Raw genomic sequence first — 13452 nt, 5'->3', positions numbered from 1 at the left:
GCCCCGCCCCCCGTCCCCGCAGATCACAGGAACCGAGCAAGGAGCCCGCTCCCATGTCCACGCCGCCACCCGCACCACCCGGCAGACCCTCCCCACCACCCGACGGACCGGCCAAGGGAGTGGACGGCCCCGGGTCCGGAACCCCCGCCGCGCCCGACGACGGGACCCGGCTCCCGCTCATCGTCCGTGCGATGGCCGTCATCGAGCGGGCGGGCAACGCGCTGCCGCACCCGTTCTGGCTGTTCTGGATCCTCTCCGCGCTGCTCGCGGTCATCAGCGCGATACTGGCCGCCGCCGATGTCTCCGTCGTCTCCCCGAGCGACCACAAGACCGTCACGGTGCAGAACCTGCTCAGTGGTGACGGACTGGCCATGGCCGTCTCGACCATGATCGAGAACTTCGCCACCTTCCCGCCGATGGCCACCATCGTGGTGGTGATCATGGGTGTCGCCGTGGCCGAGCGCACCGGCTTCCTCGCGGCGCTGATGCGGGTCGGCGTCTCGCGGGTACCGGCCTCGTGGGTGGTGTTCGCCGTCGCCTTCGCCGGCACCGTCTCCCATGTCGCCTCGGCCGCCGCGTACATCATCCTCGTACCGCTGGGCGGGCTGGCCTTCCGGGCCGTGGGGCGCTCACCCATCCTCGGCATCGTCGTCGCGTACACCTCCATCGCCTCGGGGTACGACGCGAGCCCGATCCCCACGCCCAACGACGCCATCTTCGCCGGGATCACCACCGCCGCGGCGCGGATCGTGGGCGGCGACGACGCGTATGTGTCGCCGCTGAGCAACTGGTTCTTCAATATCGCCTCGTCGCTGCTGCTGGCTCTCGTCATCACGCTGGTGACGAAGTTCGTCCTGAGCAGGCGGCCCGATCTCGACGCGGACCCCGACGCCGATCTGGAGGACCTCGGCATCCTCACCCTCAGCGACCGGGAGCGCTCGGCGCTGCGCGCGGCCGTACTCGCCCTGCTGGCTGCGCTCGTCGTACTCGTCGCGGTCATGGTGCCCGAGTCGTCACCGCTGCGCGGTGAGGGCGGCAGCATCGTGGAGTCGCCGTTCCTGGACGGCATCGCGGCGGTCGTCGCGCTGGTCTTCGGGCTGGTGGGCATCGTGTACGGATACCGCTCGGGCTCGGTCACCTCGGCCGGTGACATACCGAAGCTGATGGGCCGCGGCATCATGCAGATGGCGCCGGTGCTGGTGCTGTTCTTCGCGATCGCCCAGTTCCTGGCGTACTTCGACTGGACCCATATCGGTGATGTGCTCGCCGTCAGGGCGGCGGAGGCGCTGGAGCAGAGCGGGATGCCGATCGTCCTGGTGTTCCTGCTGATCCTCCTCCTGCTGACGCTGGTCAATGTCATGGTCACCAGCGGTTCGGCGATGTGGGCGATGTGCGCGCCCGTTCTGGTGCCGATGCTGATGCTGGTGAGCGTGCCCGCCGAGACGACCCAGGCGCTGTTCCGGATCGCCGACTCGGGATCGACCGCGATCACGCCGATGAGCCCGTACTTCGTGATGGCGCTGGGCTTCCTCCAGCGCTACCGCAAGAGCGCGGGGATCGGCACGCTGGCCTCGTACACGCTGCCGCTGGCCCTGGCCATGACGGTCGCGTGGACCGCGCTGTTCCTCGTGTGGTGGGCGGTGGGCATTCCGCTCGGCCCGGGGGCCCCGGTGCGCTGAGCCGGCGTGTGGTGCGAGGGGAGGGCTCCGGGGCGGCCCTCCCCTCGCAACAGCCTTGCCGTGCCGTGCGGTTGTGCGGCGGCCGATGGCTGTGCCGGGGTCAGTCCCAGGCGTAGCCGTCACCGAACAGGAGGGTGTGCTCCAGCACATCCTCCATCGGGTCGTCGATCTGGCCGGTGTGGATCAGCGCGAACGTCGACCCGTTGTGGGAGTCGCGGTGTGTCTCGTCCGCGTTCGCCGCGCCGGCCGGCAGCCCTGTCACCGCCGCCGTCGCCGCGATCCCGACCGCCCACCGGGAAATGGTCCTTGTCGTGCCGTTCACCCTTGGCTCCTCACCCTCGTGTTCCTCGGACAGCGGTACTTCCACCCCGTTCATCTGCTGGGCGTACCAAAAGGTCACGCAGATCATCGGAGAATTTCCCGCCCGCGTATTGCGGCGGTATGAAGAACGCCGTGCGGTGGTTGACGGGGCGACGGGGCCGCTGCGACTCTCCCGGCATGTCCGTGGCACCCGTTCCCCCGGCCGAATCCGCCTCATCCACCCACTCCACGGAGTCCGGCGAGTCCGCCGAATCCGTGTACGACCGCACACGGCTGCGCCAGTGGCTGCGCGGCCGGGCCCGCTCCGCCGGGGTCGAACGCCGTGACCTGCTGCGGCTGTTCGCGGCGGCGTCCGCCGCCGGACCACTCGCCGCGACGGCGCCGGGCGTCGCGCGGGCCGCCTCGCCGAGGACCCCGCGTCCGGCGGCGCCGGTGGCGCCCGGGGCGGCCCCCGGCATCGTGAAGCCGCTGCCGTCCGAGGTGTTCACCATCCGGGGCACCAACGCCGAGACCAACTTCGCGGCGCTGCGCACCACCGGCCCGCACACACCGGCCAGCCATTTCTTCGTCCGCAACCACACCGTCACCCCCCGGATCGACGCCGCCGACTGGACCTTGACGGTCTGGGGCGACGGACTGCGCGGCGGCGCCGTGGACTTCGGCTACGACGAGTTGCGCGCCCTTCCGTCCGTGACCCGTACGGCGTTCATCGAGTGCGCGGGCAACGGCCGCAGTTACTACACCACCCAGCAGAACCAGCAGGTGTCCGGTACGGCCTGGACGCTGGGCGCCATCGGGGTCGGAAGCTGGCGCGGGGTACGGCTCGCCGAGGTACTGCGCCGCGCGGGCCTGAGCCCCGACGCCGTCGATGTCCTGCCGCGCGGCCTCGACGACGAGGTCATCAGCGAGGGTACGAACCTGGGCCGGGTACGCCGGCCGTTGCCGGTGGCGAAGGCGCTGGACGACGTACTGCTCGCGTACGAGCTGAACGGCGAGCCGCTGCCGCCCGACCACGGGTATCCGGTGCGGCTGATCGTCCCGTCCTGGGTGGGCATCGCGAACATCAAGTGGCTCGGTGACATCGAGGTGAGCGCCGAGCCGCTGTACAGCCCCTGGAACACCACGCTCTACCGGCTGTTCGGCGCCGGGTATCCCCCTGAGGGCAGTGCGCCGCTGAGCCGGCAGACCCTCAAGAGCGCCTTCGAGCTGGCGGACGGCGCCACCGTCGCCGCTCATCGGCCGCGGCTGCTGACCGGGCGCTCCTGGTCGGGCGGGGCGCCGGTGCGGACGGTGGAGATCAGTACCGACGGCGGGACGCGCTGGCGGCGCGCGCGGCTGCACGACGCGCCCCGGCGCGGCAGTTGGGTCCGCTGGTCCGCCGACTGGACACCGGGCGCTCCCGGCCCCGTCGTACTGCTGGCGCGCGCGACGGACGGCTCGGGCCGCGTCCAGCCGGAGGTGGCCGTCCACAACACGCAGGGGTATCTGTTCGACGCCGTGGTACGTCACCGGGTGACCGTCGTCTGACCGGGAACGCCGGACGGCCGGCCCAGTGCGTGCGGCCGGCCGTCCTCAACAGCGCCCGCGGGCGCGGTGGGTACTACTTGACGGTGTCGCGCTCACCCCGTTCCTGGCCCTTCGCGTGGCGGTCGACGGAGCGTCGGTCGAGGGAACGCCGCTCGGCGAGGCGCCGGTCGGCGGCGGCGATGGGTTCGGAGTCCCACCCGGAATCGTCCGAGCCACCGCCCGGACTCGGGGCCCGGCGACGGAGATTCGACGCGTCGGAGCGTGCGGCCTCGGCGCGGATCATGGCGTTGAGCGCGGCGAAGGGGTCAATGGGCATGGCTGTGTCCTCACGGTGAGAAGGTGCTGGATCAAGCGACTGCTGTGGCCCGAAAGGCACTTCAGAGCCGGGCGAGGCACTGAAGGGCGGGACCTGTCAGCAGCGCAGCACCACACAGCGCGGCGTGACCGGCGCGCGCGGCGGCCAGACCGGGGCGCACCGTCCGGCATAGGGGACCCATGCCCGCTCGCCGAACAGTCCTGTCTGGGTCAGGGGCTGTTGGGGCTCCCTGCCCGACCGCTCGGTCCTGGCCGGGGCGGACTGCTCGGACTCGGCGGTGTCCTGGTGTCCCTCGCCCGCCGGATCGCGGGAACCGGACGCGGGCGGCACGGACTCGGGGTCCCTCATCACCGCCGAGGACGGCGCGATCGACATGCCCAGGAAGGCGATCAGCACCAGCAGCGCCACCAGGGCGGCCCGGCGCGCGGCGGCGACACGGACAACCGCGGCGCGGGTGGGAACGGACGTGGCACGCTTCATGGGCACGACCTCCTGGACAACGCACCTCTGCCCAGAAACACACCCGCGCCGTCCTGCTACCGGCGGAAACCGCTCACACGGGGTACGCGACCTACGCCGAGTCCTTCTCCTCCTCGGCGGTTCGTGCCTCGTCGGCGCGTGCATTCGCCACGGGAACGGGCACCGTTCCCAGGGGCACCTGCGGTCCGCTGCCCTCCCTCAGCCACCGTCTGAGCACCTGATGCACCCGCTCGGCGCCCACGAGTTCGCCGTTGCCGGGGACCGGCGCGGAGAGCGCCAGCGGTGACAGCAGGAAGGCCCGCGACTGCTCGCCGCCGAGTCCGCCGTGCGAGCCGATCTGTTCCTCGAAGGCGTGCACGCGGCCCGTCGCCGGGTCGTGCATCGAGTTGACCATGATGTCCGCGACATGCGGGAAGGAGTCCGTGCGCCGTACGGCGTCGGCCGCGCCGGGGCCCATACCGGCGAGCGGACCGCTGTCGTCGAGTGCGTCGACCGGCACCTCGGCGCCGCCGAGGCCGAGCACCACCGAGCCGTGTTCCTCGCTGCGCACCAGCAGGAAGCCGATCCCCGGATGGCTCGCGAGGGTCCGCAGCAGCGCGGGATGGCGCCGGTCGATCAGCTCGCGGCTCATCCGCTCCGGCACGTCGGGGAAGGAGATCAGGCCGAGGTTCCCGGAGGCGAGGACGACCGGGTCGGAGCCGTGCGCGGGCCGCTCGCCCGCCCCCTCGGGCTCGGGCCTGTGCAGCGCGCCGCGGACGGCGTGCCGGGCCGCCTCGCGGGCCTCCGCGCCGCTCTTCGTACGCTCGGCCCGGCGTGACACGGGCAGTCCGCAGCCGGCCCTGACGAGGTCCTTGAGGGTGAGTCCGTACGCGCTCTCGAAGGTCTCGCCGGGGCTCTGGCCGTGGTCGGAGAGCAGCACGATCCGGTACGTACGGGGGGCGTGCTCGGCGGCCCTGGCGATCAGCCCGACCGAGCGGTCGAGCCGGGCGAGGACCCGCTCGGCGTCCCGGCTGTGCGGTCCCGAGTGGTGGGCCACCTCGTCGTACGCGACGAGGTCGGCGTAGACGGCGGTGCGTCCGGCCAGCATGTCGCCGATCACGGCCGCGACGACCACGTCACGCTCGACGACGGTCGCGAAGGCACGGATGAACGGATAGAGCCCGCCCCGGCCGACCCTCGGCCGGTCGCCGCGTATCCGCGCCCGGGTCGATTCGCCGATCTCGCGGCCGACGTCGGCGACGAACGAGACCACCGTACGGACGGCGTTGGCCGGGTCGGAGAAGTAGGCGAAGTAGCCGGCGCGGGAGCGGTTGGCCCTGCCGCGCCGCGCGGCGATCGACAGCACCAGCGCGAGCTGGTCGGCGCCGCCGCTGAAGAGATTGCCGCGGCTGGCGCCGTCGAGGGTGAGCAGGCCCCCGTCGCTGGTGCGGGCGATGGCGCGGCGCTGGAGTTCGGCGGCGCTGGCGGGCCGGTTGCTGACCATGATCCGGCCGGTGTCCTTCTCGTACCAGCGGAAGGCGGGGACGTCGTGGTTGGAGCCGTGCAGGATGCCGAGCTGGCTCGCGCCCGTCTGGCTGGACCAGTCGGTGCGCCAGGGCGTGAGCCGGTGGGTCGGCCGCGGGTCGCCCGTCGCGCTGTCCGCCGGGCCCCAGCTGTCCGCGAGGCCCCCGCCGTCCACCGGGCCCGCACTGTCCGCCGGGCTTCCCGGAGCGACGCGCACCGGGTCGCCGGCCGTGGCGCACCCGCTGTCCGGATCCGGTGGGCGCACGCCCAGCCAGCCGCCGACATGCGGCATCACCCCGGCGGCGACCGCGTCGAGCAGCACCTGGTGCCCGACCCCGTCGAGTTGCAGGAACACCGTGCCGGGCGGTCCGCCGTGCCCGCCGTCCTCGCCGCTCCTGCGCCGCCGCCGGTCCGCGAGGCGGGAGAGCCGGCGCCGGTAGGCGTCGTCGTCACCGACCGCGAGCCCCGTCGAGGTCGCGGAGGCGACGGCGGACATCACGGCCGCGACCACCACGGCGGTCTCCGGATTGGCCGCCCCGCGCCCGTCGGGGATGAGCCGGAGCGCGATCAGCAGCAGCGAGCCGTTCAGGAAGAACACCAGCAGACCGAGGACCAGCGCGGGAACGAGCAGCAGCGCGCGGACGAGCAGGGGCCAGACCAGCGCGCTGAGGATGCCGAACGCGCCCGCTCCCCAGGCCGCGGTGATCGCGGTCCTGGTGATGCTGTCCTGGTTGTCCGACTGGAGCTTGAAGTCCGGCAGGATCCCCGCCAGCGCCAGCATCGTCAGCGTGGAAACCGCCCATACGATGATCACCCGCAGCAGGGCTCCGCCCGTCGTACGCCACCGCCCCTTGAACACGTCGCTCCGTCACCTCACGTCCGGGCCCGTACGCGTGCACAGGCTCGGCCCAGCCTCGCACAGAGCGCCTCGTACTCCCCCCGGGGCGGCGCGGCCCATGGCGGGTCAGCAGCCGTCGTATCCGGCCGTGGGCATCGAGAGCCTGCGGTGCACGTCGGCCTTCATGGCCGCGTCGTACAGCGGTTCGTCCAGGCCGACGGTCTCCAGCGGTACGCCTCTGCGCGCGCACTCCGCCGAGAAGGCGGACGCCGAACGGAACGCCCGTTCGAGAACACGCTCGTTCGCCGCGACGAACAGATCCACCAGCCCCGCCTCGACATCCCCCCACAGCGCGCAGTGGTCGGGGCGCAACCCGTAGAGGAGCAGCTGCCGGGTGACGAGATACCCCTTGTCCTCGGCCCAGCGCGCGCACATCGTGTGCTGGCCGCGGGTGTCCACGAGGAAGGGATCGCGGTCCAGCTCCTCCAGCGGTGTCAGGCTGGCGATCACGGCCACCCGTACCTCACGCATGCCTGCCCCCCGCTCCCCGGCACTCGCCTCCGTCCGCAGACCCTACTCGGCGCACGCCCCCGCGAGGCAGGCGCGTGCCCGGCGGTCGACGGCGCGCGACCAGCGCATCCGCCTCCGCCTCCGTGGGTATCCGCCGTACGCTGAGTGCGGAGAGGTCCCGGGGCGGGAGCGCGGTCCACGGGCGGACGGAGCTGAGGTCGGGTTGGGAACTGTCATCACGTGGTGGGGCCATGCCACCTGCACGGTCGAGGACTCCGGGGTACGGGTGCTGACGGACCCGGTCTTCGTCCGGCGGCTGGCCCATCTGCGCCGCCGGCGCGGTCAGGTGCCGCCGCCCGAGGCGTCCGTCGCCGATGCCGTGCTCGTCTCGCATCTGCACTCCGACCATCTGCATCTGCGGTCGCTGACCAGGCTCCCGCCCGGCACCCGGCTGATCGTGCCGCGCGGCGCCGAGCGGTCGGTGCCGGGGCTGCGCAGGCTGGACGCCCGCAGGAACCCCTCGGGCCTGCGGATCACCGAGGTCGGGCCGGGCGACGAGGTGGAGATCGGGGCGCTGCGGGTACGGGCCGTGCCCGCGCGCCACGACGGACGGCGGCTGCCGGTCGGACCGCACCACTCCCCCGCCCTGGGCTTTGTGATCAGCGGTGCGTCACGGACGTACTTCGCCGGGGACACCGGACTCTTCGACGGGATGGCGGACGCCGTGGGCCCGGTCGATGTGGCGCTGCTGCCGGTCGGCGGCTGGGGGCCGCATCTGGGGCCCGAGCATCTGGACGCCGGGCGCGCGGCACAGGCGCTGGCCGAACTGGCGCCGAGTGCGGCGGTACCGGTGCATTTCGGTACGTACTGGCCGATCGGTCTGGACGGGGTCCGCCCCCACGAGTTCTACGCGCCGGGCGACGAGTTCGTACGGCACGCGGCGCGGCTCGCGCCGAAGGTCAGCGTCCATCTGCTGCGGCACGGCGAGAGCGTGCGGCCGGAGGCGGGCCTGTGATCGACCGGCTCCTGACGGTGCTCGCGGAGCTGCCCCCCGAGTCGACGCAGCAGGCCGTCGGCTATCCGTCCGTTTTCCTGCTGGTGGCGCTGGGCGCGCTGGTGCCGGTGGTGCCGACGGGGGCGGTGGTGAGTTCGGCGGCGGTGGTGGCCTTCCACCAGACCGCGCCGCTCTCCATGCTCTATGTCTTCCTGGTCGCGTCGTTCGCGGCCTTCCTCGGTGACATATCCCTCTACTGGCTGGGCCGGCGCGGTGTCGGCTCCAAGAACGGGTCCCGCTGGCTGGCGGCGATACGCAGGCACGCCCCGCCCGACCGGCTCGAACAGGCGCAGACGAAGCTGCGCGAGCACGGGGTGACGGTGCTGGTGCTCTCCCGGCTGGTGCCCGCCGGGCGGATTCCGGTGATGCTGGCCTGCCTGCTGGGGGACTGGCCGCTGCGCCGGTTCGCCCGGGGCGATGTGCCCGCCTGTCTGGCCTGGGCGGCGACGTACCAGCTGATCGGGGTGCTCGGCGGCTCGCTCTTCGACGAGCCCTGGGAGGGGGTGCTCGCCGCGGTGGCGCTGACGCTGGTGCTCAGCGGCGCCCCGGCGCTCTGGCGCAGACTGCGGCGGCCGGGCGGCGAGAGTCCGGGCTCGGAGGGCCGGCCGACGTAGCCCACGGCTCACGGCTCATGGCTCATGGCTCATGAGCCGGCGCCGGCTCATCGCAGTTCGTCCAAGACCGCTCCGAAACGGCCGAGCGCCCGTACGACATGCGGCAGTTCCAGCGGCGCCGCCGAGGTGAGGGACTTCAGCCGCTGTTCCGGGGTCGCGCCGAGCAGCGGCCCCGTCGGCAGCCGTACGCGCAGCGCGCCCAGTGCGTCCCCGAACCGGTGGCCGCCCGGTACGGGCACCTCAAGGCGCCGGCTCAGATGGTTCTCCAGCTCCATGGAGTCGGTGACGCCCAGCCGGGACAGCGGTCCGCGCAGCGGCCCGAGGTCGGCGTAGAGATGGCGGCCGGCCAGCGGCACGAACGCGAGGGCGCCGGAGGCGAGGACCGCGTGGTAAGCGGCGGCGGCCAGCCGCCCGTGCAGCGCGGCGGTGGCCAGCGTTCTGGCCGTGACGGCGTCCGGCTCGTCGAGCGCGTGGGCGGCGGCAGCGGCGACGGGTCCCGCGACCATCGCTCCGAGCGCGGTGAGGATGTCGAGCGTCCTGGCCCGCAGCGCGGTTCCGGCGTCGGTGGCCGGGTAGCGGGCGGCGGCCATCGGCCAGGCGGCCGGGAGCAGCGCGCCCGCCAGGTCGGAGAGGACGACGACCTCGTCGGGCCACATCTCGGCCGGGCTGAGCAGCACCGTCTCGTGCGGCCGGTGCAGGGTGTCGCGCCACGTCTCGTCGCTGATGATGTGCAGTCCCTCGGCGACCGCGGCCTCGCAGGCCTCGCGGACCAGTTCCGGCGGGGCGACCGCGGCGGTCGGGTCGTCGGCGACGGAGAGCAGCAGCACCCGCGGCCGGCCGCCCTCGGCCCGGATCCGCCGTACCGTCTCCAGCAGGGCGAACGGATCGGGCACACCGCCCGCGTCCGCGGGGGCCGGCACCTGGTAGGCGGGCCGGCCGAGCAGCCGGGCCTGCGGGGTCCAGGAGGCGGGGCACGGCCGGGGCATCAGGACATCCCCGTCGTACGCGGCGAGCAGCGCGAACAGCAGCGGCTGCGCGCCGGGCGCGGCGGCCACGTCGCCGGGACCGGTGCGCAGGCCGCGCCGCGACCAGTAGCCGGCGGCCGCCTCCCGCAGGACCGCGTCCCCGCCGGGCGGCTGCGGCGAGGTGTGTCCGGCCGCCCCCGCGCACTCGCCGACCAGCTCGGGCAGCGCGGGCAGCCCGGCGTCGGGGGCGGCCGGGCCGAACCGTACGGGGCCCCGGCCCTCGGGAACCGTCCGCCGCATACTGTCACCTCCCGCGGTCGCCACCCGCCCAGTTATCCCGTTTGGACCATTTATACGGAGGTTTGGCGCATATCGCCCCCCGGTTCTCGTGCGGCCCCCCGCTCCGGGGCGGGGGTCCGTTCGCCTCGCTCCCCCGGACGGTCTGCTTGGGGTGACCGCTCTCGGGGTACCCGCGTTCCATGCCAGACACCACTGCCACCTCCGTTCCTCACGGTCAGCCGGCCCCGGGCGCCCGCGCCCGGATCACGGCACTGCTCGACAGCTGGGACGAGCGGGCCTTCCGCTCCGTCGCCGACCGGCACTGGCCGGGCGCGGGGCCCGTACTGCCCCGGCTGAGCCGGTCCGCCAACCACGGACTGCTCTGGTTCGGCGCCGCCGCGGGCATCGCCGTCCTGGGGCGCGGGGCGCGCTCGCGCCGGGCCGCCCTGCGGGGCGCGGTGTCACTGGGGCTCGCCTCGGCCGCCATCAACACCGTGGGCAAGCGGGCGGTGCGCAGGCAGCGCCCCCTGCTGGACGCCGTACCGGTGATACGGCGGCTGAAGCACCAGCCGTTCACGACGTCCTTCCCGTCCGGGCACGCGGCCTCGGCCGCCGCCTTCGCGACCGGGGTCGCGCTGGAGTCGAAGGGCTGGGGCGCCGTCGTGGCGCCGGTCGCCGCCGCCGTGGCCCTCTCCCGGGTCTATACGGGGGTGCACTATCCGAGCGACGTCCTGGCGGGCGCCGCGCTGGGGGTGGGTGCCGCCTACGCGGTACGCGGGATCGTACCGACCCGTTCCCAACTGCCCTCGCCGGGACGGCCGTACGCCGAGGCCCCCGTACTGCCCGACGGCCGTGGGCTGGTGGTCGTGGTCAACCTGGCCTCCGGCTCCTCGGACACCGCCACGCTGGTACGGGACGCGCTGCCGGCCGCGGAGGTCGTGGAGTGCGCGCCGGAGGAGGTGGAGACCGAGCTGGCGAAGGCGGCGGACCGCTGTGTGGCCCTCGGTGTCCTCGGCGGCGACGGTACGGTCAACCGGGCCGCGTCGACCGCCGTGCGGCACGGTGTGCCGCTGGCCGTCTTCCCCGGCGGCACCCTCAACCACTTCGCCTACGACCTGGGCATCGAGACCGTCCAGGACACCTGCCGGGCGCTGACGGCCGGTGACGCCGTACGGGTCGACCTGGGGCGCTTCACCCCGGGGCCGGACGGCGCGGCGACGGGGCACTTCCTCAACACCTTCAGCCTGGGCGTCTATCCGGAGCTGGTACGGGTGCGTGAGCACTGGGCGCCGCGCATCGGCGGCTGGCCCGCCGGGATCCTGGCGGCGCTGAAAGTGCTGCGCGGCGGACACCCGCTGGAGGCCGAGTTCGAGGGGAGGCACCGGGCGCTGTGGCTGCTGTTCGCGGGGAACGGCATCTACCAGCCGATGGGGCCGACCCCGGGCCACCGGCTCGATCTGGCCGACGGCCTGCTGGACGTACGGATCGTGCACGGCGGCCGGGCCCCGGGGCCGCGGCTGATCGCCGCCGCGCTCGCCGGCCCGCTGAGCCGTTCGCCCGTGCACGCGGCGGAGCGGATGCGACGGGTACGGATCGCCCGGATCGCGCCGGGGACGCCGCTCGCGTTCGACGGTGAAGTGGCCGAGGCCCCCCGGGAGCTGATCCTGGACAAGGCGGAGGAGGCGCTGACGGTCTACCGGCCGAAGGCGCTGCTCTGACGGCGCCTCCGAGCGCCGGGACCGGCGCCGGAGCGGGCGCCGGTCGCGGCGACGACCTGGCGCCGCCGCGGGCCGTGTCCCGGAATCCCGGTGGACGGACGGGGACCGCGCGGCCGAGGATCACGCCATGGACACCCGCTGCTTCCTGGAGACCCCGCGGCTGCGCCTGCGCTCCCTCACCGAGGACGACCTCGACCGCGTGGTCGCCCTCGACAACGACCCCGGCGTGCGGCGGTTCATCGACGGCGGCCGGCCGGTCTCGCGTGAGACGGTACGGACCGAGACGCTGCCGCGGCTGCTCGGGCGGGGCTTCTGGGCCGCCGAGGAGAGCGCCACGGGTGCGTGGCTGGGCTGGTTCTGTCTGGCGCCGGCGAGCGAACCGGACTGGCGGGTCGTCGAGCTGGGGTACCGGCTGCGCCGCGCGGCCTGGGGCCGGGGGTACGCCACCGAAGGGGCCCGCGCCTTGGTGCGCGCGGCGTTCACCGGTCTCGGCACGGAGCGGGTGACCGCGCAGACCATGACGGTCAACGCGGCTTCGCGGCGCGTACTGGAGAAGGCGGGGCTGACGTATGTCCGTACGTTCTTCGAGGAGTGGCCCGAGACGATCGAGGGATCGGAACTGGGCGATGTGGCCTATCAGCTCACCCGGGAGCAATGGAAAGGTTAGGCTCGCCTAACCAACCTGGGAGGCATCTTGAGCGTACAACCCGCCACGGAATCGCCGGAGTTCGGACAGTCAGTCGCCGAGCCGCCCGGTCGCGCCCAACCGGACGTCGAGCGACCGGAGTTCGACCATCTGGTGCACTGCGTACCGGACGTCGAGTCCGCCGTACGCGGCTACACCCGGGCCGGACTGCCCGCCCACGCCAACCCGGAGTATCTGGGGTACCGCAATGGCGCGTGGCGGCTGGACAGCCGGTACATCGAGCTGTCGAGCATCGTCAACCGCCTCGTCTTCCTCGACTCGCCGTACGGCAGGGCCATGAGGGGCTGGCAGCCACGGGCCGACGAACTCGTCGCGCGGGGCGGCGGCGCGCTCGTCTTCTGCGTCCATGTCACCGACGCGGGTGCCACGGCGGAGCGGCTGCGCGCACGCGGGCACGGAGTGGAGCTGCTGACCTTCGCCCGCGAGGGCTCCCCCGTCTCGTTCCGCGAGGCGATACTGACGGACGGCCCGCCCTGGGCGCCGTTCTTCGTCACCTACGAGCCCGACCGGCAGACGATCCTGGCCAAGTACAGCGCGGGCCGGGTCAACCGGGGCCCGCACGACCTCGCCGGGATCCTCGTCGAGACCCCCGATCCGCGCGCCTCGGCCCGCTGGCTGGGCGAGCTGCTCGGCATCCCGCCCGGGGCGTCGCCCACGGTCGTGCCGCTGCCGTTCGGCCAGGTGCACTTCACCGAGGGACCCGCCGACGCGATCACCGCCCTGCTGCTCTCCGGGGGCGACCCGCCGACGACGGTGATCGAGGGACTGGCGGTGCGGCCGGTGGAGTCGGTCGCCGGGCCCCCGCGGACCTGATCCCGATCCTCGCGACACACGCGCGTCCAGATGGCAAGACGCAGGTCTCATCATGCGACATGGCGGCGTACCGTGGCCGCACCACGTCACGAGCCGGGTCACGACACGAGCCGGCCACGTCGCGAGAGG

13 protein-coding genes are annotated in these 13452 nt (G+C 73.6%); 7 read left to right on the top strand and 6 right to left on the bottom strand.

Annotation, left to right across the window (positions count from 1 at the left end; genetic code table 11):
- The first annotated feature begins 53 nt into the window (after window positions 1-53).
- Entirely contained in the window at window positions 54-1679 is a 1626-nt protein-coding gene (locus tag ACZ7LS_RS11560; RefSeq protein ID WP_385129396.1) for an AbgT family transporter, read from the top strand.
- Between the two features lie 100 nt (window positions 1680-1779).
- Here the strand turns inward: ACZ7LS_RS11560 and ACZ7LS_RS11555 are convergent, their stop codons facing one another.
- Window positions 1780-2079, bottom strand: a complete 300-nt coding sequence (locus ACZ7LS_RS11555; protein WP_385129394.1) for a hypothetical protein — start codon at window positions 2077-2079, stop codon at window positions 1780-1782.
- 98 nt (window positions 2080-2177) lie between these two features.
- On the opposite strand from ACZ7LS_RS11555, the gene ACZ7LS_RS11550 reads away from it, so the two are divergent.
- Entirely contained in the window at window positions 2178-3527 is a 1350-nt protein-coding gene (locus tag ACZ7LS_RS11550; RefSeq protein WP_385129392.1) for a sulfite oxidase, read from the top strand.
- A 73-nt stretch (window positions 3528-3600) separates the two neighbouring features.
- Here the strand turns inward: ACZ7LS_RS11550 and ACZ7LS_RS11545 are convergent, their stop codons facing one another.
- From ACZ7LS_RS11545 to ACZ7LS_RS11530, 4 genes are all read right to left on the bottom strand, one after another.
- Window positions 3601-3843, bottom strand: a complete 243-nt coding sequence (locus ACZ7LS_RS11545) for a hypothetical protein (protein ID WP_382522854.1) — start codon at window positions 3841-3843, stop codon at window positions 3601-3603.
- 96 nt (window positions 3844-3939) lie between these two features.
- Window positions 3940-4323: a hypothetical protein gene (locus tag ACZ7LS_RS11540; protein ID WP_382522857.1), complete on the bottom strand. Its 384-nt coding sequence runs from the start codon at window positions 4321-4323 to the stop codon at window positions 3940-3942.
- Between the two features lie 91 nt (window positions 4324-4414).
- Window positions 4415-6685 carry a phage holin family protein gene (locus tag ACZ7LS_RS11535; protein ID WP_385129389.1) on the bottom strand — a complete coding sequence of 757 codons (2271 nt, stop codon included), beginning with the start codon at window positions 6683-6685 and terminating at the stop codon, window positions 4415-4417.
- 105 nt (window positions 6686-6790) lie between these two features.
- Window positions 6791-7195 (bottom strand): hypothetical protein, encoded by a 405-nt coding sequence (locus tag ACZ7LS_RS11530; RefSeq protein ID WP_382522863.1) that lies wholly within the window; start codon window positions 7193-7195, stop codon window positions 6791-6793.
- Between the two features lie 202 nt (window positions 7196-7397).
- On the opposite strand from ACZ7LS_RS11530, the gene ACZ7LS_RS11525 reads away from it, so the two are divergent.
- Both ACZ7LS_RS11525 and ACZ7LS_RS11520 read left to right on the top strand, forming a co-directional pair.
- Window positions 7398-8189: an MBL fold metallo-hydrolase gene (locus ACZ7LS_RS11525; protein ID WP_382522866.1), complete on the top strand. Its 792-nt coding sequence runs from the start codon at window positions 7398-7400 to the stop codon at window positions 8187-8189.
- Window positions 8186-8842 (top strand): DedA family protein, encoded by a 657-nt coding sequence (locus tag ACZ7LS_RS11520; protein ID WP_382522869.1) that lies wholly within the window; start codon window positions 8186-8188, stop codon window positions 8840-8842. Before ACZ7LS_RS11525 ends, ACZ7LS_RS11520 begins: the two co-directional genes overlap by 4 nt.
- A 47-nt stretch (window positions 8843-8889) precedes the next feature.
- On the opposite strand, the gene ACZ7LS_RS11515 is transcribed toward ACZ7LS_RS11520, so the two are convergent.
- Window positions 8890-10107: an aminotransferase class I/II-fold pyridoxal phosphate-dependent enzyme gene (locus tag ACZ7LS_RS11515; RefSeq protein ID WP_385129387.1), complete on the bottom strand. Its 1218-nt coding sequence runs from the start codon at window positions 10105-10107 to the stop codon at window positions 8890-8892.
- A gap of 179 nt (window positions 10108-10286) precedes the next feature.
- Here ACZ7LS_RS11515 and ACZ7LS_RS11510 point away from each other — a divergent pair, with 179 nt between their 5' ends.
- The 3 genes from ACZ7LS_RS11510 (at window position 10287) to ACZ7LS_RS11500 (ending at window position 13323) form a co-directional block, all read left to right on the top strand.
- Entirely contained in the window at window positions 10287-11804 is a 1518-nt protein-coding gene (locus ACZ7LS_RS11510; RefSeq protein WP_382522874.1) for a bifunctional phosphatase PAP2/diacylglycerol kinase family protein, read from the top strand.
- Between the two features lie 127 nt (window positions 11805-11931).
- Window positions 11932-12471 (top strand): GNAT family N-acetyltransferase, encoded by a 540-nt coding sequence (locus ACZ7LS_RS11505; RefSeq protein ID WP_382522877.1) that lies wholly within the window; start codon window positions 11932-11934, stop codon window positions 12469-12471.
- A gap of 27 nt (window positions 12472-12498) precedes the next feature.
- Window positions 12499-13323 (top strand): VOC family protein, encoded by an 825-nt coding sequence (locus ACZ7LS_RS11500; protein WP_382522879.1) that lies wholly within the window; start codon window positions 12499-12501, stop codon window positions 13321-13323.
- Window positions 13324-13452 lie beyond the last annotated feature (129 nt).

It is taken from the genome of Streptomyces sp. NPDC039430, assembly GCF_055639435.1.
This window is presented reverse-complemented; position numbering and strand designations above follow the sequence as displayed.